Source organism: Salinimicrobium sp. WS361 (assembly GCF_050750585.1).
Classification (GTDB): domain Bacteria; phylum Bacteroidota; class Bacteroidia; order Flavobacteriales; family Flavobacteriaceae; genus Salinimicrobium.
In genome coordinates this window covers 90,010-115,124 of the sequence record NZ_JBOJLM010000006.1, presented here as the reverse complement: position 1 = coordinate 115,124, position 25,115 = coordinate 90,010, and the positions used below count along the sequence as shown (strand labels likewise).

Below are 25,115 nucleotides of genomic sequence, written 5' to 3'. Positions count from 1 at the left end.
AATAATGGAAAAGGATATTGAATTTTTAGAGAAGGTTTCAGAGCTTTTTCTGGAAAATGGTGCGAAATCCCTCACCATGGACGATATAGCCCGGGAACTTAAGATCTCGAAGAAGACGCTGTATCAAATGTATAAGAACAAAGAAAGCCTTCTTGAAGAAGTATTGGCTTATAACCTGGAAATAGTCATTTCGAAAATGAGGAATCTCGATGAAACCATTGAAAATGCCGTAGAAAGGATGTTGGCAAGAGATAAGGGTATGGTAAGGGCTTCAGAAACCAATAATTCTCTCATGTTGCGGCAGCTTATTAAGTACTACCCGCAAATCTTTAACAAGCACATGTTGTATTTTTCTGAAAAGCTTTCAGAAATTTTAATTCATAATATTGAAAGGGGCCGAAAACAAGGACTTTACAGGGAAGATTTTGATGCCCATTTATACTCAAAGCTCTTTTTTCAATTGACTATGACTTATGATAATTCCCCTTTTTTAGATACAACAAATATTTCCAGAACACAGTACCATCAGGAAAGTTTGAACCTTTATATGAATGCCATTACATCTGAAGCAGGTAAAGAAGTAATGAAGAAAATCAAACAGAATAAATCTTAAGTTCCTAAAGAACCACAGTATGCAAAAATTTATAATTAGCCGGCTTCAAATTGTATTTGTGGTCTTTTTCTTTTTCTTTTTCTCCTTTGATAGTATGGCTCAGGCACAGCGGGTTACAAGAGAGCAGTTAAAAGACACGGTTTTACCTTCTTTTTCGGCTTATCGCGATAACTATTTTATTACGGGAGCACCCTTGCAAAACGAGATTTCAAAAACTACTGCAGATGCGAAGTATCAAATAAGCTTTAAGCAGTTAATTACCCGGCATGTACTTCCGTTCCAAACCCAGTTGTTTTTGACCTATACCCAAAAATCTTTCTGGAATATTTATGAATTCTCCAGTCCTTTTCAGGATGTGAATTTTAATCCGGGGATTGGTTTGGCTTCAGGTATTTATAACAGAAACGATGAGTTGATGGGAATTGCCGAATTTAAACTGGAACACGAATCTAACGGCCGGGAAGGTGAAGCTTCCAGAAGCTGGAATAGCCTCAACCTGGTTTATAACGCCCGCCTTAATAATAGAACTGTTTTGAGCGTGAGAGGATGGCTTCCCTTTAGCTACAGTGATAATCGGGACCTCATGGATTATATAGGTTATGGGGAACTCAATTTATCTTATGACCTGGCTCCAAAATGGAACCTGGAAGTTGCAGCCCGTAAAGGCGCCCAATGGGACTGGAAAGGTAATCTGCGCTCGAGGTTGTTCTACAGGATCTCGAAAAGCACTAATCAACACCTCATGCTGGAATGGTATGTAGGTAATGCCGAAAGTTTGATTGACTACCATGAGTATGAGAATATGATTAGGATTGGATATGCCATAAAATCTCCCGATCTAAACTTGCTGAGAGGCAAGAAGAACAAACCGATTTCTGATTAATACTGAAGCCGGGCGACAAAATAACTTTTTTAGCACTTTTTTCTTCTGAAAGAAGCAGCATCAACCCCCGAATAAAAATAATATGAATTCATTCCCTGAACTGATCCAATACCAGGAAGTTTTTTCAATCTGGGCTGGATCTAAAGTTAAAACAAACGAAGATTTTGAAAGCTACTGTGACTGCGATTTCGATTTTATTGAAATCCTTCTTCTTTTTGAAAGCAGGTTTTCATTGAACCTTTTGGAAAGTGCTGTTGCACGTCACGATTTTCAAACGGTCAGTAATTTTTTGGTATGGTTAACACGGCAGCCAGGAGCTGCTGGATCATATATTCCTTTTCAAACCCATGAGCCTGAAATATGGCATGTCTCCGAAGTTTTGGAGTAGGGGAGAACTGAATAAGTTCTGCAGGATCTGAAATATATATAATGTTTATCTGAGGAGATATATTTTAGAGAAAACATTGGAGAAAGCCCGGGATCAATTTCCGGGCTTTTTATATTAGTAATGATTTCTGAAGGTGTTGATTTAGCATAGAAGCAGCTAAACTTGATAACATTAGCCATGCAAATTGAGATTAAATTACTACTAAGACAAAAAAGCGTGTAATTTTGTTTTTGTGCGCAATGTTGGCAATTTGTAGGCCATATAAAGATCATCACAGTTCCAAATTATAGCTTAGCCCGTAACAGGTGCAGGCACTTTAGATCTCCATTTTAAAACTACTTCAAGATAGGCTAATGAAGCAATTTTCTTTAATCCTGATACTCCTTTTTCTTAGTGTGACAGCTTCTTCACAGGAAGTAACTGATCGTTACGGTGCGTTAGTTCGTTCGGGTGTTAGTGAAGCCAATATTTATTTAATATTTACAGGACATGAGCATTATGAGGGCTTTGAACATGTGCTGGAGGTACTTAAAAAGCAGGAAATAGAGGCTTCCTTTTTTCTCACTGGCGATTTTATAAGACAGCACCGCGAGCTGGTAAAAGAGATTGCCGCAGCAGGTCATTTTGTGGGGGCGCACTCCGACAGGCATCTTCTATATAACGATTGGACCAAGAGGGACAGCTTGCTTTATTCACCTGCTACAATTAAAAAAGACATTATCGATAATCTGAAAGAACTCGAAGCCATAGATATTTATCCTGAAGCTTTTATGCCTCCTTACGAGTGGTACAACCAAAAAGTGGTGGAAATAGCTACGGAAGCAGGCCAGCGCACTATAAATTTTAGCCCCGGAATACGAACCAATGCCGATTATACAAGTCCCGATATGGCCAACTATCTCTCCAGCGAAGAGATTTTGAAGAACCTGTACCATTACGAACAGGAAAATGGCTTAAAAGGATTTCATATCCTCATTCATCCCGGCACCACCCCGCTTAGAAAAGATAAACTCTACCTGTATCTCGATTCAATTATCAATGAATTAAAAGAAAGAGGTTATCATTTTCTTAGGTTTAGGTAAGGCTGCAAAAGATGCTTTAAACTATATCCTTTTGTGTATTAAACGGAAAGACAGTTCTGTAAATTCCTTACTTTCCCTAAAATTATACTGCTTTGCGACTGGGTAGAGTCAGAATCTTTCCGAAGAAACAGCTGGAAAAAAATTTAGTTCAAAAATACCATTTTTGAAAGGAAAGTTCCACTGTGCTTTCTGAAAAATCAGTTTTTTAAAAATTGTAGTTAATAGCCTGGATTGTACATACACTCCCAAACATCATTTCTTTAGGGTATATTTTATGAATCTGCTCCCTTTCTTTTAACAGTCCTTTTATCAAATTGTAGATAGCTTATTTTAATTTCAGAATTAAAACTAATCAATTTAATTTATGAAAGATAGTAACAAAGAGACTTCAAAAAAAATTGAAGACTTAAAGAAAAACACTTCCAATCCTAAGGGAAAAACCATGACCACCAATCAGGGGCTAAAGGTAAATGACACCAACAACTCCCTTAAAGCAGGAGAACGTGGTGCCTCTTTATTAGAGGATTTTATTTTAAGAGAGAAAATTACTCATTTTGATCATGAGCGTATTCCGGAGCGGATTGTGCATGCTCGCGGAAGTGGTGCGCACGGAGTTTTCGAACTTTATGAAAGTCAGGAGAAATATACAAAAGCAGGAATATTTACAGATACATCAAGAAAGACGCCGGTATTTGTTAGGTTTTCTACTGTGGCTGGTTCTAAAGGATCGGCCGATCTTGCCCGCGATGTAAGAGGTTTTGCTACCAAGTTTTATACCGATGAAGGAGTGTTTGACCTGGTAGGGAACAACATGCCCATCTTTTTTATTCAGGATGCCATGAAGTTTCCAGATTTGATCCATTCGGTGAAACCCGAGCCCGACAGGGAAATTCCGCAGGCAGCTTCAGCACATGACACTTTTTATGATTTCGTTTCCCATACTCCCGAAACCCTTCACAATCAAATCTGGTTGATGAGCGACAGGGCAATTCCCAGAAGTTTCAGAATGATGGAAGGTTTTGGGATTCATACCTTCAGGTTAATAAATGCTGAAGGAAAAGCCCATTTTGTGAAGTTCCACTGGAAACCATTACTCGGTGTTAAATCGGTGACCTGGGATGAAGCAGTGAAAATTCACGGTGCCGACTCAGATTTTCACAGGAGAGACCTGTGGGATGCCATAGAAGCCGGCCAGTATCCGGAGTGGGAATTAGGGTTTCAAATAGTTCCCGAAGAAGACGAGCATAAATTTGATTTTGACCTTTTAGACCCTACAAAACTGATTCCGGAGGAAATGGTGCCGGTACAGCGCATTGGGAAAATGACACTTAACCGCAATCCCGATAACTTCTTTGCTGAAACTGAACAGGTGGCATTTCACCCGGGGCATGTAGTGCCGGGAATTGATTTCACGAACGATCCGTTGCTGCAGGGAAGGTTATTTTCTTACACCGATACCCAACTTTCAAGGCTGGGTAGCCCAAATTTTAATGAAATTCCAATAAATCGTCCTGTAAACGAAATTCATAACAATCAGCGGGATGCGCATATGCGTATGACGGTGAATAAGGGTAAGACAGCTTATTTCCCAAATTCAATTGGCGGCGGTTGCCCTCACCTGGCAAAAATAGCCGAAGGTGGGTTTAGCCATTATGAGGAGCGAATTGATGCCAAAAAAGTAAGGGAACGTAATGAGAGCTTCAATGACCATTTTTCGCAGCCTGCGCTGTTTTACCGCAGTTTAACACAGCACGAGCAGGAGCATGTGGTACAGGCTTATTCTTTTGAACTCGGCAAATGTACTTATGATCATATTAAGGAGCGAATGCTGTACATCCTGGCACAAATTGATGAAACACTGGCATCAAAGGTGGCTTCAAATCTTGGAATGGAAATTCCTTTGGAAATTGACCGGCCGCTAAATCAGGCTATAGGAGCCGATGCAGATGTTGAAAAGCAACAGCCAGGGCCTAAAAAGAACTATCTCGATAGATCTGAAGCTTTAAGTCAGGAGTTTTTACCTTCCGAAGGAATAGCTACGCGAAAAATAGCAGTTTTGGCAGGCGATGGGTTTAGTGAAAGTGATTACAACAAGATGAAAAAACCACTGGAAGAAGCTGGAGCCATGGTGCAGATTGTGGGTACTCACGGAGGCAGCATAACGTGTGATAAAGGTGATTCACACAAGGTTGCTCATGCACTCATGACTACAGAAAGTGTGGTGTTTGATGCGCTTTACATTCCCGGTGGCAAAAAGAGTATTGATGCCCTCATGAAACAGGCAAAAGCCAAAAAGTTCATCAATGAAACCTTGAAACACTGTAAGGCTATCGCTTTAGATTCTGAAGCTGAAGAGCTATTTGATGCAACCTATGGTAAAGATTTCAAAGATGATGATGCGGTGAATATAAATGAAAATCCGAAGAAATTCATCGATGCTATTAGCAAACATCGTAACTGGAAGAGAGAAAAAGCAGCCATGGAAATTCCTGCTTAAAGTCCTGAACATTTAAATGACAAAAAGGGTTTAATTTGAATAGATTAAACCCTTTTTTAATTACGGAAAAAGCTATAGTCGAAAATTATTTCCTTTTTCTATTCAGGTATTTTCTTAGTGGGATATCATATGCCACCATGACCACGTAAGCCACACCAATCAATATAATTGTACCTAAAGAGATGATTATAAAGGTATGGGTTTCTCCCGGCTGGTAATTGGTGTAATAGTTCCCAAACATCCAGATGACTGCGTAATGCGTCATGTATAGCGGGTAAGAAATATCTCCCGAAAATTTGCAGAAGCCTTTTAATCTTTTAGACAGGCTGGAACCTGCACCAAGCGAAATTAGTAACGGGAAATAGAAAAGCACGATTGCCGTTTCTATCATCCAGTTCATTTCAAAATAAGGCATTACAAAAGCCAGGGATAGTAGTAAAGCGAGGAAAATAAAACCAATCTGATTTTTTATCACCCAGTTGTAACGGAAGATTAAAAGCCCCATAGAAAAAGAGTAAGAGATACGAGCACAGCCATCCCAAAAATTCTCTCCTGTCCATCCTCCTAATAAGTTGCCTGCGCTATAGCTCACATAACCGAGAGCTACGGCTGCCAGCAGGGTTACTACAAGTAAATAGCGGCGGCTAAATTTATAAAGAACCAGAACGTAAACAATATTAGCCACATATTCCCAGAACAAAGACCAGGAAGGGGCATTTAGCCCAAAAAGGTTGAACGCTCTGTCTTCCATGACCGGAAGAGGAATAAGAAAAATAGAACATAGAAAGATAAGAATAAGCCTTCCGGTTCCATAACCTTGTGCATCAAGGGCAAAGGGATCGAAAAGAAGCGCCAACAAGCCCAATACCGAACCCAGGATGATTAGAGGGTGCAGGCGTATTAATCTGGATTTGAAAAATTCCCAGATCCCAATTTTTTGAATTCGGTCGTCATAGGCATATCCAATTACAAATCCCGATAAACAAAAAAAAAATCAACCGCCAGGAAGCCATGACCAATAAAATTTTTACTGAAATCTGGATACACCCATTCCATAAAATGAAATATCACAACTGCCAGTGCAGCTACACCTCTTAACCCGTCGAGGATTAAAAAGTGCTTTTTAGAATTAAGGGTTTTAGGCGCTGGTGAGGGGAGAGGAGGGGACGAAATTTTAAACATTACTAAGCAGGAAGGTTTGAGAGAATACTTTAGAAAGTAAATAAACCGGAAAGTTATAATAAATTATTTAAATTTTAACTTTACTTAAGTAAATAATTCACGGAAGTGTTGAGGGATAAGATAAAGTTAGTTCAAAGAAATATATCAATGCTCAGCCATAAGTTGTGGGACTTTTGGGCGAAATTAATCATGTTACAATGTAAATTTTATTGTGGCTAACACCTGCGATGGTCGTAACCGATAACTACTTTCTACGTAATAATACTGATTATTATAAGCATTAATAAATTCATCAATATTCAAAACATTTCGCCAACTAATATTCAAATCCATTTTGGATTTTGGAAAAGTAAACTGATAGTCCAGGTTCACGAAATAATTGTCACCCTTTTCAGATAATGAATTGCCATAATATTCGCCACTAACACTTATATATTGATTATCCTTAGGATAAAAATATAGATCGAGCATATGTTGATGGTTTTCTATTTGTTGGAAATTGATAGCCTCAAAACCCGAAGTGTGCGTTGAAAAATTACCTGAATAACTCGCAATTAGCCAACTCGAAATTTCGGCTTCCACACTCCCTCGTAGGTTAAAACTTTGCATATTCACCTCGGCCAGCGTGTTATTTAAAAGCTGTTGCCGCTTTGATAAATTATATGAAGCATTCAACTTAAGTGTTGTTTCTAGTTTTCTAAAGTATTTACTTCCGCCGGCTCTAAAGCTATGATTATCGAAACTATTATTGCGAGCCACAGCTTCTAAAATTATCGTTCCGTTTTCCCCGATATTAGAACTGTATAACAAGTTATTTTCAAAATACGCATACGAGTAAGAAGCATTTAAAAACAATTGCTTTAAGGGATTTCGATAGTCAAGGCCTCCGCTATAATTTTGCTGAGTTTCTTCGGAAATTGTGGCGTTGTACCGATTTAAATTTCGATAGCCATTCAGTAAAAAACCATAATATAATTGCTGAAGTTCTCCAAAATTATAACGCAATCCTGCTGAAGCATTTGCCTCCCAAAAGGCTGAGATTTTCTTGTTTACAAAAAAATTAGGTTCAAAAACCAAACGATCCAGATTTCTGCTATCCTCAAAATTATCATCTTCAAGATTAAAACTTTTAAATTCAAGCGGTGTACTCAAACGCAAATTCCAGGTTTCATCCTTACTTTTAAATCTGAAAGAGTTTTTAAAATACACCGAAGATTGTACAAATTCGGTTCTGTTTTTAAAATCGGCTTCTAAAACCTCTTCTCCTTCCATCAAAATATCGGTATCTAATTGCTGATTCTGGATCGAAAATCCAAATTTTGGCGATATGGTAAGTTTGCCAAGCGCTTTTGTGAAGCCAGCCGAATTATCGGTATATATTTCCCTTGAAGAAACCAATTGCTGAATTTCCCCGTATGAATCACCATCATTAAAAATAGCTTCAAATTGTCCTGGCTGCACCAGTAGATCCTGATTATTTTCGGTAAATCCTGTATTCGAATTAAAAGTAATTAGTTGTTTTCCTAAAGTCCGAAGCAGGCGTAGATCGTTTTTAATTCCGAAGAAAGGATTATCCAGCTGCTGCTTTATTTGTGTATTGGAACGATCTATCAAACCGCGATTAGCATTCCAGGATCCCTTAAATTCTAATTGATTTTTCAGGTAATTTTTATTGGCATTGTTCTCTAAGGTGAGTAGTCCCTCTAACTTGCTTAAAAAAATATCATTATTGGTGTTTTCGATTACATCAATCGTATCTGTAGGTGTAAAATATCGGGTTTGCGTAACTCCATCCTGCTGTTGGTAATCATTGAGATAAGAAATATTCAGCTTTAGATCGATATCTTCCTTAATACGATGTAAAATGTTTGCTGAACCTAAATGTACATTATTATCCAGCCAGCGTTCCGTAGAAAATGGAGGCGCTGAAACATTCTGGATCGAAAGCCAATCCTTTTTATCAATATCAAAGTTTTCCCCGGCATATTTGATCGAAAAATTGCGAATTTCGCCCGAGACGTCGCTCCCGGTATTATTACTTTGATAGGTAACGATCGCCTGTTGTTTTTTGGTGAAGATCATGGGCGTTACCTTTGTTTGCCACAGCAAAGGCGCTGCACCAATGCCCGCGGTGGCTGTTCCGCTAAAAGTAACATCTTTTTTAAGCTTGATATTAATCGAAGCCCGCTCTGAAAACTCCAAGCTATCCAACACTTTAACCGGCTGATGATTTTCCAGGATCTCGACTCTGGAAACCGCCTCGGCAGAAAGCTTATTATTCGCCACATTATAACGCCCTTCTAAGAGATCTAAACCTTCAATATAATATTTCTGGATAGGCTCATCCTGATAAAAGATCTGTCCGTTTGGCCGAATATCGATACCCGGTAATTTTCTCAAAACATCAGCGATTACCCGGTCGTTTTTACCTTTATAGGCAGCTACTGAAAAACTAAGCGTATCGCCATGTTGCCGCAAAATTTCAGATTTCACGATCACCTCTTTTAAAGATTCTGAAGAAGGCGAAAGCTTAACTTCAAGTGTCTGGGCTTTATTCTGAATCCTTTTTGTAAACGTACTAAAACCCATGTATGAAACCTTTAAAAACAGGGAGTCACTCTCATTTTTGACAGCTATTTTGAATTTTCCATTCGCATCTGAAATGCCATAAGCTAAGATCGAAGAAACAGAATCTTTACTGACCATCACCGTGGCCCCACTAAGTTTTTCATATTGATCGTCAAAAACCTGTCCCGAAATTTCCTTTTGAGAATAGCCTATAGAAATGGTGAATACCGATATCAGGAAAAGGAAAACCTGTCTAAAATGATCCAATTATTAATTTTTGGTATTGATGATGATTTATTAGGGCTGAAGCTCGATTGGATTATTCCGCTTTTTATATTTTTCGCTTAGTGCTTTCCTTGTTTTAGCTTCATCCTCTTTGTTTCTAAAACCGAATCTGACTCCTGCATTTTTGTATGCGGCAAGTGGGTCACGGTTATGATCATCTCGAAATTGATCTAGTTCTTCTTGAGATAGAACTTTATAACTATTCAGATCCAATAGTTCATCTACCGGATTTGCCAATTCCTCAAACCCCGTTAAGCTAAAATGATAATGATTTTCCAGGTCTGAAATCTCTAAAATTAGTCCCGGCAAACCGCTGAATTTATAGGGCCCGTCTGAAAATGGTAATTTCGGCGCAAACCATGCGACGTAATTTCTACCGGCAAAAGAGCCTGTAGCCTTTTGAGTGCTAAAGCCTAAAATGTCTTTATTCTCTGGCTGAATTTCCCAATCGATCGTGTTTAGGTCCTGTATATATTTATATCTCCATTTATCTACCGTTATAATTTCAGCTAAAATAAGTTCATTATCCTGAAAATTTTTAAAGATCTTGTAGTGAAATTCCGTTTCTGGAGCTTGGTTTAAAATTTCAAAGGACTCGGACTTACTTATATTCGAAGCTTCTACATATGCTTCTAAAGAATCTTTTACTGCCTTACCGAGGCTGGAATATCGCGAGTGGCCTTTTCCCAAATAAAGCACCCCTGTTTCAGATTTTATGGAATTTGTATCGGTAGAATCTTCCTGATATTCTAAACGGTAAGTAGCTTTATAATTATATTTTTCTTTAAAAATTTCCTGTGCTGAAATTTTTAAAGAAAAGAATATCAATAATAAAAATAACTTTAACTTCATGTTGGTTCTATTGAGAATGTTTATTTAATCCTGCAGCTCGATTGGATTATTGCACTTTTTATATTTATCGCTTAGTTCTTTCCTTGTTTTAGCTTCATCTTCTTCGCTCCAACCAAATTTGACGCCTGCCTTTTGCATTGTACCAATAGGATCACGATCGTAATCATCTCGAAATTGATCTAGTTCCTCTTGAGATACAACTTTATAATTATTCAAATTCAATAGGTTATCTACCGGATTTGCTAATTCCTGAAATGCCGTTAAACTAAAATGATAATGATTTTTTAGGTCTGATATCTCTAAAATGAGTCCCGGCAAACCACTAAATTTATAAGGCCCGTCTAAAAATGGTAATTCAGGAGTAAACCAGGCGACATAATTTCTACCGGCAAAAGATCCTGTAGCCTTTTGAACGTTAAAACCTAAAATTTCTTTATTCTCTGGCTGAATTTCCCAATCGATCGTGTTTAGATCCTGTTTATATTTCAATTTATATTCAAACACCTTCTCGGCTAAAATAAGTTCGTTTTCTTTATAATTTTTAAAGATCTTGTACTTAAAGTCGGTCATTTGTTGGTACTCATCCATCCTCATAAAAACAGGGTTGGTTATATTCTCTAAAGAATCCTTAACCGCTTTACCCAAACTTGAATATCGCGAGTGGCCTTTACCTAAATAAAGTACACCTATTTCAGAATTTATGGAATTTTCATTTGTCGAATCCACCTGAAATTCTAATTGATAAGTAGCTTTAAAGGAATATGGATTCTGTGCCTGCAAATTTCCTAAACTAAAGAAAAGTACTACTATTATAGGACTTCTCATTTTTGTAGTTCTATAGGATTATATTTTTTCCAATTTTGCTCTATGTTTTCTTAAATAATTTAAGATCAATATTATGAAGTTATTAACAATATAAAATATTTTATCCTAAAAATCATGCAGAAGCACAAAAAACTACTCAATAGGTTTTAAACGATGTGGTGTAGGTTTTATTAAAGCTTGTAGGGATAGAAATTATCAGTTGTTTTGGCTTTCAATATCAGGGAAAATATAAAGTACAATTTACTTGTAGCCATTTAATGTAAAGAATGTATTCACCGAATCATTCACTAAACAGGGTGAATTCATTTGATATTAATAAAAACAAAAAAAAACACTGAAAATCAATAGATTAAAAGTGTTTTATATCTGCTTTTTATGTTCGTCGTGGATGGCACTCCTATAGGTATCGGGGGACCCTGCGGTGATTCCATAAAAAAACCCAGCACTTTCGTGCAGGGTTTTTTTAACTAAGTCGGGGTGGCAGGATTCGAACCTGCGGCCTCCTGCTCCCAAAGCAGGCGCGATAACCGGGCTACGCTACACCCCGAAAAATTCAATTTTCAATTAAGAATCTTGAATTCTTACAGCGGAGAGTGTGAGATTCGAACTCACGCGACAATTGCTCGTCGACAGTTTAGCAAACTGCTCCATTAACCACTCTGGCAACTCTCCTAATTTTGTATATGAACTTGCAAATATTTTGCGGTTGCAAATGTATGTTTTCAGATACTTGTGTGCAAACCTTTTTTAACTTTTTTACTCGCTTTAAAAAGGAAATTTCTTAATTGATTTTCTGCCAGCCAGTTGTGATCCCATAAAAATTCACCCTCTTCAACATTTTTTCAAATCTTTCCACCATCTTACTCACACAGGGGGCTGTCACAGTTAAAATATTATAAAAGCCTCCTTAAGCGATTTTTAATATCCTATTTTTAGGAAGAATTAAATTAATCACCATAGTTTTTGTAATTAATTCGCTTTTATGTCTATTCTCCCCGAAAATCTAGAGCGGTATCAAAAGTTTTTGAGCTTCATGTTGAAGTATTGGAACAGCGATCTTTTAAATGAGACTGCTTCAAACGCAATGGAAGAAGAAACGGCCCGCACTTTTAAAGATTATGAGCAATCTCCCGAAGAGCTGGTCGAGGATCTTAAACAAATGGGACCTACCTACGTTAAGTTGGGGCAGTTGCTCTCTACACGTCCCGATCTTTTGCCCGACAGGTATTTAAAAGCTCTTGCTTCCCTCCAGGAGGATCTTCCCACTATTCCTTTTGAAGAGGTTAGAGAAATTGTAGAAGGGGAGTTGGGTAACAAGATTTCAAAAGCCTTTAATTTTTTCGAGGAAGAGCCGCTGGCAAGCGCATCCATAGGTCAGGTGCACCGGGCCGAACTCAGGTCGGGTAAAACCGTCGCTGTGAAAGTCCAGAGGCCCGGGATCAGGAAAAAGTTCATGGAAGACCTCAATACGCTCGAAGAAATGGCAGGTTTGGCTGTAAAGCATACCGAGGTGGGCAAAAAATACGGTTTTAGTGATGTGCTGGGAGAATTGAGACGTATCATGCTGCATGAACTCGATTATTTGAGAGAAGCAAACAACCTGGTTACCCTTGGCATAAATCTCAAAGAGTACAGAAGGTTAATAGTACCTCAGCCTATTCCCGATTATACCACCTCTCGTGTTCTCACAATGGAGTACGTAAAAGGGAAGAAGATCACCAGCATTTCTCCCCTTAAAAAAACTGAAAACGATTATACGGCCCTGGTCGACGAATTTATTGAAGCTTACCTAAAGCAAATAGTGTCAGACGGGTTTGTACATGCAGATCCTCACCCCGGCAATGTGCATCTTTTGGAAAATGAAAAGATCGCACTTATAGATCTGGGCATGGTGGCGCAGTTCACCAAGAAGATGAAAGATTACCTGCTTCGCTTGTTGTTAGGGTTAAGCAAGAATGACGGCGAAGAGATTGCCGATAATCTCCTCAACATGAGTGAAATTACCGAGCATGCCACACAAAAAGAATTCAGGAGGCACATAAGCATCATGGTGCAGGAAAGTAGTCATAGCACTGCACAGGATATGCAAACCGGGAAATTGTTGATCCAAATGAACCGAAGCGCTGCCATGAATGGCATTCATCTTCCGGTAGAGGTCAATATCCTCGGAAAGATCCTCCTCAACATGGACCAGATTATTGCATTTTTGGCACCCGAATATGACCTGAGGGAGGCCGTAAGGCGTTATATGAATAAGCTGCTTCAGGATAAAATGCTCAACGAGCTTAAGCCTGAAGAAATCTTTTCGGTCTTGCTCGATTCTAAAAAGCTGGTAGAAAATCTGCCCGATCGTTTTGATAAGATTACTGATAACCTGGCCAAAAATGAGTTCCGCCTTAAGATCGATGCGATTGATGAAAAGCGACTGACCGATGGCTTCCAAAAAGTGGCAAATAGGATCACTCTGGGGCTTATTATTGCAGCAATGATTGTAGGCGCCGCAATGTTAATGCAGGTTCCGTCATCTTTTATGATCTTCGGGTATCCGGGATTTGCCATCCTGTTCTTCCTGCTGGCCGCAATTGTGGGAATCTATCTCAGCTATACCATTCTGTTCAAAGATGAGTGAGTGCTGCTAATAATTGCTTATAAAGCTTCAACTTCAGCTGTTTTATAAATTACTGAAGCTGTTTCCGTATAATTAATGCTGAAATAAGATTAAACTGCAGGTCTCTGCCTGAAATTTTTCGGTTTAAGATATTTCACGGCAGCAGCCGAAGGAAATATTACCTCTCAAAAATGCCATTTTTGAAGGGGGATTGAAGGTTGCCGAAGTTTTTAGGGAAGACTATTTTCAATGCAGGAAAACCCGTAGGTTTTGTTATTTTTGCCCTCCCTGTAAAATACAGCCCTGAAGTTTTTTAAATTTGTAACAAACTCATTTTTTGATCAATCCGCCTTTATACCAATCCAGATTTGATACGCTTCAGTGTTGCGTGCTCATACCCACGTACAACAACCACAAAACCCTGCAAAGGGTAATTGATGACGTGCATACGTACACCAATAATATCATCGTGATCAATGATGGCTCTACCGATGGTACTTCTCAAATCCTGGAGAGTTTTCCTTTTCTCAGGGTAGTTCAGGTCCCGGTGAATAAAGGCAAGGGGAACGCCCTTAAACAGGGTTTTAAAGAGGCTTCCCGGCTTGGCTTTGAATACGCTATTTCTATGGATTCAGATGGGCAGCACTTTCCAAATGATCTTCATGTTTTTCTTGATGCCCTGGAGGAGCACCTCCCTAAAAATCCGGAGCTGCTGATTATTGGTTCCCGTAAGATGGACGATCCCTCGGTGCCCGATAAAAGCAGCATTGGTAACCGTTTTTCCAGCTTTTGGTATTGGGTTGAGACGGGTATAAAATTGACAGATACACAGTGCGGTTACAGGTTGTATCCTCTTAAAGCCGTCAACGCCCTCAGCCTTTACACCTCCCGTTTTGAACTGGAAATAGAAGTCATTGTAAAAGCTGCCTGGGATGGCGTGAAGGTGATCAACCTGCCAGTAAAAGTGCTTTATGATCCTAATGAGCGTGTGACTCACTTTAGGCCATGGCAGGACGTGGCACGAATAACCCTCTTAAATATTGGTTTCGTGTTTATGAAGGTTTTTTATATTGCCCCGCGCAATTTTCTACGGAAGTTGAAATCAAAAAAAGTACAGAGTTCTAAAGGAGCAGTTTCCAACAAGATGCCCCTGGAATAGCTGAAATTTTCAGCTTTTTTGACACACCAGCACTACCTTTTCTTCGTTTTGCAGCGTGGTAAAGAACAAATAAGTATCTCCACCTTCTTTTATTTTTAAGATCTTCCGAAGGTCTGCAACACTTTCAGGAAAATTACGGGTGGTGATATTCGCTTTTTTTAACTGAAGCTCTTTTTTCAACTGTTTCTTCCTGAAAGGCAGTATTTGTGTAATCTTAAATCGTCTTCCGGGGAAATCTACAGGTTCTTTAGAAGTGTAGAGTTGGGTGTTGGGATGAAGTTTTTCGAGCCCTAGCACATTTCCCAGGGCTCCAAAAAGGCCACTTTTCATGATCGCTGCATTGGGTTCATAAAGATAAGCTTCGGGCAGGCTGTAAACTTCAGGAAGATCATTGTCAAACGTACTGGTAAATACCTGTTTCTCTTTCTTCTGAAAATTCACAGTTTTGATCGTAATGCTTTCCGAAGTATCCTGCTTCAGGATCCAGAGCAGCTCTTTTACATCATTCTCTACCGCTACAATATGAATTTCCTGGACATTTTGGAGTTCATTGAGTCCCGCCTGCAAATCGAGCAGGGGAGAGGTCTTAATGAGTATACTTCCGGCTCTTTCCTGAAGTAATTCGAAGTTTTCGGGCACATTTGGTAAACAATCTGACAGAAAAAATACTCTTCCGCCAGCCTCATCCCGCCGGGAAGGATCAATGTAGAGCCAGTCGAATTTTTCCGAAGTATTTTTCAGGAAATCCAGAGAATCACGGGCTTCAGAAATGATTTTTTTGGCACCTAATATTTCAAAGTTATGTGCAGCGATTTTCTGAAGTTCAGGATTCAGCTCAAAATGCCGCACTTTATCTATTTTTTCTGAAAAATAATAACTGTCTATCCCAAAACCGCCGGTAAGATCGGCCATACTCGTTCCTGCCACCAGGGAAGCTTTATAATGTGCTGTAACTTCGGAAGATGTCTGCTCTAAATTGAGATTTGGAGGGTAAATAATGCCGCGGGTTTTGAACCACAGCGGTAATTTTTTCTCAGCTCTTTTCTTGCCCGAAAGTTGTACCAGCAGCTCCTTAGTGGAAATGTCTTCAAAAGGACTGCCCCGAAATGCCATTTTTGACACCTCAGTCTTGTATTGCTCTTCAAGAAACTCCTGAACCTCGCTATTTAGAAGCGCCCGATTCAATTAAAGATCTCGCGTTAGCCGTTTTACGATCTTGTACTCGCTTAAAGATTCTTTGGCAATAACCTTGATAGCGGTGTAAAATGGTACTGCGACCACCATTCCCAGAATCCCGGAAGTAAGCCCCGCAATGAGGATCACCAAAAATATTTCAAGAGGATGGGAACGCACGCTGGCACCAAATATAAGCGGCTGATTGATAAAATTGTCTATTAACTGGCACACCATATAACCCGACATCACGTAAATGAGCTGTGGCAGGATGATGGTTTGAAAATCGGCTCCCAGGTTGCTTGAAATCACAAATAATGAAACTAAAATTCCGGCAATAATGGGCCCCAGGTAAGGTACTATATTTAAAAAAGCACAAATGAATGCTATGGCGATTGGGTTGTTGATCTCAAACAGTGAGAGCAGGATGCTGTATAAAATAAACAGCACGGTAATTTGCATGGTGAGCCCAACAAAATAGCGGGATAATAATACTTTGATCTTGTTAAAAACCCTTTGAAACTTATCTTCATGCCCTCTGTTGGCAAACACCAGGATACTGTTGAGCATAAGCCGACTGTCTTTCAGGAAAAAAAAGGATATAAAAATGATGGAAAAGACAGCAATAATACCGGCTCCCAATATTCCGAAGAAACTATTGAGATAACGCGGAATGGTAGCCAGGTCAAAATTCCTTACAAATTCTGTTTGTTTGATACCTTCAATGATATTGATCTCTTCTACACCAAAATATTTATTGATCTGGTTGTTGAGTTCGTTCAAATCACGGGTAAAGGCATCCATATCTATTTGCCCCAGGTTCTTACTTTGCTCTACCACGATAGGAATAAAGATGGTGATCAAGCCAATAAAACTCAGGAGCACCAAAAGTAGAACAATGACCACGGCGAGCTTGTTGGGCAGCTTAAGATGGTTTTTAAGGAATAGTACCACCGGCCGTCCTACAAGCGAGATGACACCCGCAATGGCGATGTATACCAGTACCGATTGTATGAGGTACAGGAAATAAAGCAGAAAAGCCACTCCCAAAATAATGGCAATGGCACGAAGTATACCGTAGGAAAGCTCTTTTTCGTTCACGTGGTAAATATATTATTTCTCATGGAACTGGCTGCAGCCTTTTTGTGATTTCAAAAAGTGCAATGGCACCGGCATGGGTCACGTTCATGCTGCTGTTTTCGCCAAACATGTCAATATGTAAGATACTATCGGCAAAATCAAGTATCTCTTTTCTAACTCCCAAACGTTCATTTCCCAGCACCAGTGCAATTTTATCTTCGGCTTCAAAATGGCATTTTTGGAGGGCAATACTTTCTGAAGTTACTTCAATAGCCACAATTTTATATCCTGCTTCTTTTAATTGTTTGCAAGCTGCTTCAGAATCTTCCTGTTCCTCGAAATTCACATTTTTAACTGTGGCTCTTGCGGTTCTTTTCAACCTGTTGCTTTGAAGGTCTACCGTGCTCTCGCAAATGAGAAGTTTCTCAATACCAAAAGCGTCGCCTAACCTGAAAAAGCTGCCTATGTTCGCCGGACTTGATATTGCGTCCAGCACAAGGATCACCGGAAACTGCGTTTTCTTAAAAGGAGTGGAGTGGTGGGTTGCCTGCATTAATTTGAAAAAGCGAATTTAACAATATTGGCGCCCATTTGGAGTGCCTTTAGCCGCACTTCCTGCGGATCGTTATGTACTTGTTGATCTTCCCAGCCATCGCCCAGGTCGCTTTCAAAGGTAAAAATGCACAGTAGCCTGTCATTTTCAAAAATTCCGAAAGCCTGTGGGCGGAGTCCGTCGTGTTCATGGATCTTTGGCAAGCCGTTGGGGAAGTCGAATGCTGTAGAAAATATAGGATGAGAAGCCGGGAGTTCTTCCAGTTCTTTGTCGGGAAATACCTTTTTAAGCTCCCTGCGAACAAATTCATTCATGCCGTAGTTGTCGTCAATGTGCAAAAATCCTCCCCCAAGGAGATATTTTCGGAGATTCTGGGCATCTTCGGGCGTAAAGTACACATTGCCATGCCCTGTCATATGAATAAATGGATACTGAAAGATATCTGTACTGCCGGGTTCTACGGGCTGTGGTGCAGGCTCAAGGGATGTATTGATGTTTTGATTGCAAAACTCAATGAGATTGGGAAGCGCTGTGGGATTGCCGTACCAGTCACCTCCGCCGCCGTACTTTAACACCGCCACCTGTTGGGCCTGCAGCACAAGGCCGGTGGTAAAAAGCAGAAAAAATAACAGCAGTTTCTTCATGTCTCTAAAATAGCAAAAAAGAAGCTTATTCTTCTTCGTTGATCAAAGCGGCGGTGTGGCAGGCAACTACTGCGGCAGTTTCGGTTCTCAACCTGCTGTTGCCAAGGCTTACAGGCTGCCACCCGGACTTTAATGCGCTGCTGATCTCTTCTTCTGAAAAATCTCCTTCGGGCCCGATAAGAACAGTGGCTGAAATGCCATTTTTGAGACTTTTAGAAAGTAACTTTCTGGGTTGGGAGTCTTCGCAATGTGCTATGAACTTTGCGCCTGAATGTTCTTTTTCTAAAAACTCTTTGAAGCTTACGGGTTCATGCAGCACAGGAAACCTGGTGTGTAAAGATTGTTTTAAAGCACTCTGAATTACTCTTTGAAAGCGTTCATGTTTTACAACCTTTCGTTCACTGTGGTCACAAATTACAGGAGTGATCTCCTGGATGCCAATTTCTGTAGCCTTTTCTAAAAACCACTCGTATCTATCGTTCATCTTGGTAGGGGCAACGGCAAGGTGTAAATGATAGGCAGGCGGGGCTTCTTTTTCACTTTGTAAAATGCGGGCAGAACAATTGTTTGCTTCTGCGAGTGTAATTTCGGTTTCAAAGATCCACCCTTTGCCATTGGTGAGGTGCAGGCGATCTCCTTCACGCTTTCGCAGCACCTTCACAATATGCCGGCTCTCCTCCTTGGAAAAGCGAACTTCCTTATCATTTTCTGAAACTTCAGGCTGAAAAAATAGCTGCATGATTTACATTTTTATTCTTGCTTTAGCGGTAATCCCCATGTCGGCAAAATCTTCAGAAATAAATTTATAATGCCCTGCAATGGCGATCATCGCTGCATTGTCTGTAGTATATTCAAACTTCGGAATATAAGTTTTCCACCCATATTTTGCCTGCGCCTCATGAAGGGTTTTTCTTATGCCGCTGTTGGCTGAAACCCCTCCGGCAATGGCGATTTCTGTTATTCCTGTTTGTTTTACGGCTTTCTTGAGCTTGCCCATTAAAATCCCGATGATGGTATGCTGAATGGAAGCACAAATATCTTCAAGGTTTTTCTCAATGAACTGTGGATCTTCTTTCAGTTGTTTCTGAATAAAATACAGGATAGATGTTTTTAAACCGCTGAAGCTGAAGTTTAATCCATCAACTTTTGGTTTAGGAAAGGGGAAAGCTTTAGGGTTACCCGTTTGTGCCTTTTTATCTACCAATGGCCCGCCGGGATAGGGGAGCCCTAGGATCTTAGCGCTCTTGTCAAAGGCTTCACCCACAGCATCGTCTAAAGTTTCTCCAATTACTTCCATTTCAAAATAATCGCTCACCTTCACAATTTGAGTATGGCCTCCACTTATAGTCAAGGCCAGAAAAGGAAACTGTGGCTTTTGGAATTCTTCCTCATCAATAAAATGGGCAAGAATGTGCGCCTGCATATGGTTAACATCAAGAAGTGGAATGCCCAGCCCCAGTGATAAGGACTTTGCAAAGGAGGTGCCCACAAGGAGGGAACCCATCAAACCGGGACCACGGGTAAAGGCAACAGCCGATAGGTCTTCTTTGGTAACACCGGCCCTCGAAAGGGCTTCGTGAATAACCGGAACAATGTTTTGCTGGTGGGCACGTGAAGCAAGTTCTGGCACCACGCCGCCGTATTTTTGATGAACTTCCTGGGTGGCTACAACATTGGAAAGGATTTTTCCGTTGTGTAATACGGCCGCAGCAGTGTCGTCACAGGAAGATTCAATGCCGAGTATATAAATATTTTGTGTTGTCATCCTTAGCATTTAGGCCCGAAAATTATTAATATTGCTCGCAAAGTTATAACTAAAAATCCTATCAGAAAATTCTGGAAAATACTGGGTAAAACGCTGCTCTCGCTGCTGCTGCTTTTCATCATTTTGTTGATCGTATTTTCTATTCCCTCGGTACAAACTTTTGTTGCCCGTAAGATCACAACTTCCCTCAAGGAGTCTAAAGATGTGGATATTAGCATAGGTCGGGTGGGGATTACCTACAGCGGTAAGCTTAAGTTGCAGGATGTGCTTATTCTTGACCATCACCAGGACACGCTCATTTATTCTGAAAAAATTAAAACTTCGGCAACCAGCCTAAGAAGTATTTACAATAACAATCCTACTCTGGGAGCAACCATGGCTAATGAGCTGGTGATGGATATGAAAGTCTATGAAGGGGAAGAGCGGGATAACCTTAATATTTTTCTGAAAAAGCTTAAAAGTCAGAAAAAGAAAAAAAGCTCTCCTTTTGTACTGGCAATCAATCAGCTTGAAGTTGTCGACGGAAAATTCAGCTACATCAATGAAAATCTGAATTATCCTGAAGTAATAGAAATTGATCAACTAAATATTTTAGCCAGCGATCTCCTGGTTGAAAATTCTGATGTTTATGTAGATATCGAAAGGCTTTCAGGAATGGAAAACCGTGGAATTCGCATTGATCATTTAAGCACAAACTTCAGCTATACTTCCGAAGAAATGGCCCTTGAGGCCTTGCATATAGAGACTCCGTATTCAGAAATTGATTCAGAGATTCGTTTTGATATTACCAATGGTTTTGCCGGTTTTATAAATAAGGTTCCGGTTAAGGCTGTGTTTAGACCGTCAACAATATCTACAAATGACCTTCAGCCTTTTTATGACAAATTCGGCAGCGATCAAAAAATCAATTTCTCCACCGTCCTTGAAGGTATTCTAAACGATTTTATCCTCTCAGATCTTATAATGACCGGACTCGACCGAACCAGGCTTGAGGGAGAACTGGAAATAAGAAATTCATTATCGACAAAAGAAAATGAATTTTCCCTTGATGGTGAGTTGACAAATCTTTCAACAAATTATTATGATCTTATTCATCTTTTGCCGGGTTTATTGCAGGATAAATTGCCTGTAGCACTACGGGAATTAGGCAATGTACAATTGGAGGGAGATATATTTGTTTCGGAGAATGCATTAATGACAAAAGCAAATTTGTTCTCACAGTTAGGTACAGCTGTTGTAGATCTTGAAATGAGTGGTTTTCAGGACCCGGGCCTTACTTCTTATGAGGGGCAGCTTATTGCTAAGAGATTTGATGTTGGGCGCCTAGCCAATTTAAGAGACATGGGAACCACCTCTCTAAATGTCACTTTTGACGGGCGGGGTTTTACCACCGAAACACTTAACACGCAGATTCAGGGCAGTATATCCCGACTGGTCTATAAGGGTTATACCTATAAAGACCTCAAGTTAAGAGGTACCTTAAAAGCACCGCTGTTTAACGGAAATCTCATCTCGCGAGATCCCAATCTCCTAATGGAGTTCAATGGGCTGGCAGATTTCTCGGCCGGGACTAACGTCTATGATTTTGAAGCTTCTGTTGGTTATGCCAATCTTGCAGCCATGAATCTGGTGAAGAGAGACAGTATTTCAGTTTTTAAAGGGGATGTGATCATGAACATGGAAGGAACTAACCTTAATGATTTTGAGGGGGAGATCTATCTTCTTAATACTTCCTACCGAAATGAGAATGACACGTATATGTTTAAAGATTTAAACATTGCCTCGAGTTTTGATGGGCCGGTAAGAACGATTGAAATACATTCTCCCGATGTTATTAACGGAACCATAGAAGGTATTTTTGATGTCACCGAAGTTCCGGCAATGGTAGAGAATGCGGTGGGTAGCCTTTATACCAATTATCGCCCTAACAAGATCACCACCAATCAATATCTCAACTTCGACTTTGATATTTATAACAAGATAGTAGAGGTTTTTTATCCTGAAATTACTTTAGCTCCCAATACATTCATCCGTGGAAGTGTGGAGTCTGATGAATCTGAATTTCGATTAGCGTTTCGCTCTCCCAGGATTGAAGCTTTTGATAACCTTTTTGACAAGGTGAATGTGCAGGTTGACAATTCCAACCCGCTTTTCAATACGTTTATTGAGGTTGATAGCGTAGCCACCAGTTTTTACAACATCAAGGATTTTAACCTTATTAATGTTACGCTGAATGATACGCTGTATATGCGATCTGAATTTAAAGGTGGGCCAAGGAGCAATGATGAGTTTAATATCAACCTGTATCACACCATCAATGAGAATAATAATTCGGTAGTTGGGCTGCAGCGCTCTGATGTTAAGTTCAAGGAAAGCGTGTGGCATCTCAACGAAGAGGGAAATAAATCTAACAGGGTCATCTTTTCTAACGGTTTAAATAATGTGAGGATAGATTCTTTGGTACTAAGCCATGAAAATGAAGAAATTCGACTTTCAGGTCAGATGCGGGATACTACGTACAAAGATTTTCAGCTGGAGTTTGATCAGGTAGATCTCCATAAGATCACCCCCGAAATCAAGAATCTGGAAATGGGAGGTATCGTGAACGGTTCTTTGAACGTACTGCAGCAGGATGGAGCGTATTATCCTAATACTTCCCTTACCATTAAAGACCTTTCTGTAAATGATCAAATGCTGGGCGTGCTCAATCTTGATGTTATGGGGAACAGGGATTTAAGTTTTTACAACATCAATACCACGCTACGTAACGAGGGGCTGGAATCATTATCGGCTATTGGCGAGATTGTAGTAGAAGGAGATTCCCCTGAAATTGATCTGGAGGTAGATCTAAAGAATTTCGACCTGTCGGCTTTTAGTCCTTTAGGGAAAGATGTGATAAGTAATATTAGAGGTAAGGTGTCGGGAGATGCCGATGTGACCGGGAGTTATAAGAATCCGGATATTGATGGTCGGTTATATCTCAATCAGGCCGGGCTGTCAATTCCTTACCTGGAGGTAGATTATGCTTTTGAAGAAGGTGCTGTTGTAAACCTGAGCGAGCAACAATTCAATTTTGATGAGATAACCATTACCGATACCAGGTTTGATACCAAAGGTGTTCTTGACGGTACCATCTCTCATACCAATTTTAGCAACTGGATCTTGGGGCTGAATATTTCTACAGACCGTCTTTTGGTGCTCGATACCGAATATGATGAAGAAGCACTTTATTACGGTACAGGATTCATTGGTGGCAACGCATCTATTTACGGCCCAACTTCAGAGCTAACCATTGATGTGGTAGGGGCTACACGTAGAGGAACCATTTTTAAAATCCCTATAAGTGATTCAGAAAGTACTGGCGACAATTCTTTTATACACTTTTTAAGTCCCGAAGAAAAAGCAGCAAGATTAGCAGGGGAAGAGCTCGAATTCCAGGAAGTGAAAGGACTGGAGCTCAATTTTGATCTCGATGTTACCAATGATGCCCTGGTAGAACTGGATATCGACGGAAGTATCTTGCGTGGAAGAGGAGCCGGAACCTTGCTGATAGAGATCAATACCCTCGGAAAATTCAATATGTGGGGTGACTTTATTGCCAATACGGGAGAATATATCTTTAATTACGGGGCGCTTCAGAAAAGATTCCAGGTGCGGCCGGGGGGAAGTATAAACTGGAACGGCAACCCTGCCCTGGCCGATCTCAATATTAGTGCAGTCTATGAAGCCCACGCCAACCCCGCCATTGTTCTGGATAATCCCGGTATTAGCCGAAAGATTCCTGTAGATGTGGTGATCAATCTTGAAGGGGAACTGTTACAACCAGACATCTCCTTTGATCTCGAATATCCAAACGTGGCTTCGGCTGTGAGATCTGAGCTTGAATATAAAATCGAAGCCAGTACCAATACTGAAATTCAGGCGTTTTCACTAATCACGCTCGGGCAGTTTTATACTGAAAATGTTCTTGCTGGAAGTCCGGGAAGCCTGTGGGCAGGAAACCTTTTTGAGAGCGCTTCCGGTTTCTTCAATAATTTGCTTTCTGATGAATCAGGAACTTTTCAGGTAGGCCTTAACTACGAGCAGGGCGTTCGCACCCCCGAACAATCTATGGCCGACAGGTTTGGGGTGACACTTTCTACCCAGATCAGCGAAAGGGTGCTAATCAACGGGCAGGTTGGGGTTCCCGTAGGCGGAGTTACAGAGACTGTAATTGTTGGGAACCTGGAGATTGAATTCCTTTTAAATGAAGAAGGAAACCTGCGGGCGAAGATCTTTAACAGGGAGAACAACATTCAATACCTGGGAGAAGAACTTGGTTTTACCCAGGGAGTAGGGCTGTCTTACCAGGTAGATTTTGATACTTTTAAAGAGCTGCTGCGCAAGATTGTGGATAAGGAAGTATCTACTTCGGCAGTACGGGAAGAAGAGGTGGAAGGGCCGGTAGAGGAACAAAAAAGTCTGGCGCCCGATTACATCAAATTCCCGGGAGCCGATGACCTCTAAAAAAAAACAGGCGTCAAAAATGTCATTTTTGACGCCTGTTTTTTGAGTTGTTGCAACTGTTGTTCTACTTTGTTGCGATCATACTAATTTCTACATTTACAAACTTCGGAAGGTTCGCAACCTCTACAGTTTCTCGGGCCGGGGCTGTTTCTTCATTAAAATATTTGGAGTAAACGGCATTGATGCGGCCAAAGTTATTCATGTCACTTATAAAGATTGAGCTCTTTACTACATTCTCAAAATCCATTTCGGCTGCAGTAAGAATGGCTTTAAGGTTGCGCATTACCTGTTCTGTTTCCTCTTCAATACTCTCCTGCTGTAGTTCACCGTTTACAGGGTTTATTGCAATTTGGCCCGAAATGTACAGCGTATTTCCGCTTAGTACGGCCTGGTTGTAAGCTCCAATGGGTGCGGGAGCATCCTGGGTTTTAATTATTTCTTTCATAAGTTAA

19 protein-coding genes and 2 tRNA genes are annotated in these 25,115 nt (G+C 40.3%); 8 read left to right on the top strand and 13 right to left on the bottom strand.

All coding sequences use genetic code 11. The annotated features are described in order from the left end of the window. Positions 1-4 precede the first annotated feature (4 nt). The 5 genes from ACQ93I_RS07910 to ACQ93I_RS07890 all read left to right on the top strand — a co-directional run bounded on the left by ACQ93I_RS07910 (position 5) and on the right by ACQ93I_RS07890 (position 5,463). Entirely contained in the window at positions 5-613 is a 609-nt protein-coding gene (locus ACQ93I_RS07910; RefSeq protein ID WP_431697992.1) for a TetR/AcrR family transcriptional regulator, read from the top strand. Between the two features lie 19 nt (positions 614-632). Continuing rightward, on the top strand, positions 633-1,496 hold the full coding sequence (locus ACQ93I_RS07905) for a phospholipase A (RefSeq protein ID WP_431697991.1): 864 nt from the start codon (positions 633-635) through the stop codon (positions 1,494-1,496). A gap of 82 nt (positions 1,497-1,578) precedes the next feature. Further along, a complete protein-coding gene (locus ACQ93I_RS07900; protein WP_431697990.1) occupies positions 1,579-1,884 on the top strand; it encodes a hypothetical protein in 306 nt (101 codons plus the stop codon). Between the two features lie 353 nt (positions 1,885-2,237). Beyond that, positions 2,238-2,966 carry a polysaccharide deacetylase family protein gene (locus ACQ93I_RS07895; protein ID WP_431697989.1) on the top strand — a complete coding sequence of 243 codons (729 nt, stop codon included), beginning with the start codon at positions 2,238-2,240 and terminating at the stop codon, positions 2,964-2,966. 364 nt (positions 2,967-3,330) lie between these two features. Then, positions 3,331-5,463, top strand: a complete 2,133-nt coding sequence (locus ACQ93I_RS07890) for a catalase (RefSeq protein ID WP_431697987.1) — start codon at positions 3,331-3,333, stop codon at positions 5,461-5,463. Between the two features lie 85 nt (positions 5,464-5,548). Here the strand turns inward: ACQ93I_RS07890 and ACQ93I_RS07885 are convergent, their stop codons facing one another. From ACQ93I_RS07885 to ACQ93I_RS07860, 6 genes are all read right to left on the bottom strand, one after another. After that, positions 5,549-6,397: an acyltransferase family protein gene (locus tag ACQ93I_RS07885; RefSeq protein WP_431698120.1), complete on the bottom strand. Its 849-nt coding sequence runs from the start codon at positions 6,395-6,397 to the stop codon at positions 5,549-5,551. A 440-nt stretch (positions 6,398-6,837) separates the two neighbouring features. Further along, entirely contained in the window at positions 6,838-9,480 is a 2,643-nt protein-coding gene (locus ACQ93I_RS07880) for a carboxypeptidase-like regulatory domain-containing protein (RefSeq protein WP_431697986.1), read from the bottom strand. 30 nt (positions 9,481-9,510) lie between these two features. Then, positions 9,511-10,350, bottom strand: coding sequence for a GLPGLI family protein (locus ACQ93I_RS07875; protein WP_431697984.1), 840 nt, complete (start codon positions 10,348-10,350; stop codon positions 9,511-9,513). 24 nt (positions 10,351-10,374) lie between these two features. Beyond that, positions 10,375-11,175 (bottom strand): GLPGLI family protein, encoded by an 801-nt coding sequence (locus ACQ93I_RS07870; protein ID WP_431697982.1) that lies wholly within the window; start codon positions 11,173-11,175, stop codon positions 10,375-10,377. Between the two features lie 472 nt (positions 11,176-11,647). Then, positions 11,648-11,722: transfer RNA gene (locus ACQ93I_RS07865), tRNA-Pro, on the bottom strand. A gap of 40 nt (positions 11,723-11,762) precedes the next feature. Then, positions 11,763-11,847: transfer RNA gene (locus tag ACQ93I_RS07860), tRNA-Ser, on the bottom strand. A 310-nt stretch (positions 11,848-12,157) separates the two neighbouring features. Between ACQ93I_RS07860 and ACQ93I_RS07855 the strand changes: the two genes are divergently transcribed. Both ACQ93I_RS07855 and ACQ93I_RS07850 read left to right on the top strand, forming a co-directional pair. Then, entirely contained in the window at positions 12,158-13,804 is a 1,647-nt protein-coding gene (locus tag ACQ93I_RS07855) for an ABC1 kinase family protein (protein WP_431697980.1), read from the top strand. Positions 13,805-14,120: 316 nt separating this feature from the next. Then, complete coding sequence (locus ACQ93I_RS07850; protein WP_431697978.1) at positions 14,121-14,942, top strand: glycosyltransferase family 2 protein; 822 nt, start codon at positions 14,121-14,123, stop codon at positions 14,940-14,942. Between the two features lie 9 nt (positions 14,943-14,951). Here ACQ93I_RS07850 and ACQ93I_RS07845 read toward each other — a convergent pair whose 3' ends face one another. The 6 genes from ACQ93I_RS07845 to tsaD are packed head-to-tail and all read right to left on the bottom strand — an operon-like array spanning position 14,952 to position 20,157. Next, positions 14,952-16,127 carry a THUMP-like domain-containing protein gene (locus ACQ93I_RS07845; protein WP_431697977.1) on the bottom strand — a complete coding sequence of 392 codons (1,176 nt, stop codon included), beginning with the start codon at positions 16,125-16,127 and terminating at the stop codon, positions 14,952-14,954. Continuing rightward, complete coding sequence (locus ACQ93I_RS07840; protein WP_431697975.1) at positions 16,128-17,216, bottom strand: AI-2E family transporter; 1,089 nt, start codon at positions 17,214-17,216, stop codon at positions 16,128-16,130. It lies immediately after the preceding gene. A gap of 19 nt (positions 17,217-17,235) precedes the next feature. Beyond that, positions 17,236-17,748, bottom strand: a complete 513-nt coding sequence (locus ACQ93I_RS07835; RefSeq protein ID WP_431697973.1) for a TrmH family RNA methyltransferase — start codon at positions 17,746-17,748, stop codon at positions 17,236-17,238. After that, entirely contained in the window at positions 17,748-18,392 is a 645-nt protein-coding gene (locus ACQ93I_RS07830) for a DUF4159 domain-containing protein (RefSeq protein WP_431697972.1), read from the bottom strand. The genes ACQ93I_RS07835 and ACQ93I_RS07830 overlap by 1 nt, the downstream gene beginning before the upstream one ends. 25 nt (positions 18,393-18,417) lie before the next feature. Next, positions 18,418-19,131: a 16S rRNA (uracil(1498)-N(3))-methyltransferase gene (locus ACQ93I_RS07825; RefSeq protein ID WP_431697970.1), complete on the bottom strand. Its 714-nt coding sequence runs from the start codon at positions 19,129-19,131 to the stop codon at positions 18,418-18,420. A 3-nt stretch (positions 19,132-19,134) separates the two neighbouring features. Beyond that, positions 19,135-20,157, bottom strand: coding sequence for a tRNA (adenosine(37)-N6)-threonylcarbamoyltransferase complex transferase subunit TsaD (gene tsaD / locus ACQ93I_RS07820; RefSeq protein ID WP_431697969.1), 1,023 nt, complete (start codon positions 20,155-20,157; stop codon positions 19,135-19,137). 123 nt (positions 20,158-20,280) lie between these two features. On the opposite strand from tsaD, the gene ACQ93I_RS07815 reads away from it, so the two are divergent. Next, positions 20,281-24,663, top strand: coding sequence for a translocation/assembly module TamB domain-containing protein (locus ACQ93I_RS07815; protein ID WP_431697967.1), 4,383 nt, complete (start codon positions 20,281-20,283; stop codon positions 24,661-24,663). Positions 24,664-24,727: 64 nt separating this feature from the next. Here ACQ93I_RS07815 and ACQ93I_RS07810 read toward each other — a convergent pair whose 3' ends face one another. Beyond that, positions 24,728-25,108 carry a Rid family detoxifying hydrolase gene (locus tag ACQ93I_RS07810; protein WP_431697965.1) on the bottom strand — a complete coding sequence of 127 codons (381 nt, stop codon included), beginning with the start codon at positions 25,106-25,108 and terminating at the stop codon, positions 24,728-24,730. Between the last annotated feature and the right edge of the window lie 7 nt (positions 25,109-25,115).

What these genes read in the sequence shown, in the direction of transcription:
- ACQ93I_RS07910 (WP_431697992.1), top strand. Translation starts at nt 5, where the DNA reads ATGGAAAAGGATATTGAATTTTTAGAGAAGGTTTCAGAGCTTTTTCTG.
- ACQ93I_RS07905 (WP_431697991.1), top strand. Translation starts at nt 633, where the DNA reads ATGCAAAAATTTATAATTAGCCGGCTTCAAATTGTATTTGTGGTCTTT.
- ACQ93I_RS07900 (WP_431697990.1), top strand. Translation starts at nt 1,579, where the DNA reads ATGAATTCATTCCCTGAACTGATCCAATACCAGGAAGTTTTTTCAATC.
- ACQ93I_RS07895 (WP_431697989.1), top strand. Translation starts at nt 2,238, where the DNA reads ATGAAGCAATTTTCTTTAATCCTGATACTCCTTTTTCTTAGTGTGACA.
- ACQ93I_RS07890 (WP_431697987.1), top strand. Translation starts at nt 3,331, where the DNA reads ATGAAAGATAGTAACAAAGAGACTTCAAAAAAAATTGAAGACTTAAAG.
- ACQ93I_RS07875 (WP_431697984.1), bottom strand. Translation starts at nt 10,350, where the DNA reads ATGAAGTTAAAGTTATTTTTATTATTGATATTCTTTTCTTTAAAAATT.
- ACQ93I_RS07870 (WP_431697982.1), bottom strand. Translation starts at nt 11,175, where the DNA reads ATGAGAAGTCCTATAATAGTAGTACTTTTCTTTAGTTTAGGAAATTTG.
- ACQ93I_RS07855 (WP_431697980.1), top strand. Translation starts at nt 12,158, where the DNA reads ATGTCTATTCTCCCCGAAAATCTAGAGCGGTATCAAAAGTTTTTGAGC.
- ACQ93I_RS07835 (WP_431697973.1), bottom strand. Translation starts at nt 17,748, where the DNA reads ATGCAGGCAACCCACCACTCCACTCCTTTTAAGAAAACGCAGTTTCCG.
- ACQ93I_RS07830 (WP_431697972.1), bottom strand. Translation starts at nt 18,392, where the DNA reads ATGAAGAAACTGCTGTTATTTTTTCTGCTTTTTACCACCGGCCTTGTG.
- ACQ93I_RS07825 (WP_431697970.1), bottom strand. Translation starts at nt 19,131, where the DNA reads ATGCAGCTATTTTTTCAGCCTGAAGTTTCAGAAAATGATAAGGAAGTT.
- tsaD (WP_431697969.1), bottom strand. Translation starts at nt 20,157, where the DNA reads ATGACAACACAAAATATTTATATACTCGGCATTGAATCTTCCTGTGAC.
- ACQ93I_RS07810 (WP_431697965.1), bottom strand. Translation starts at nt 25,108, where the DNA reads ATGAAAGAAATAATTAAAACCCAGGATGCTCCCGCACCCATTGGAGCT.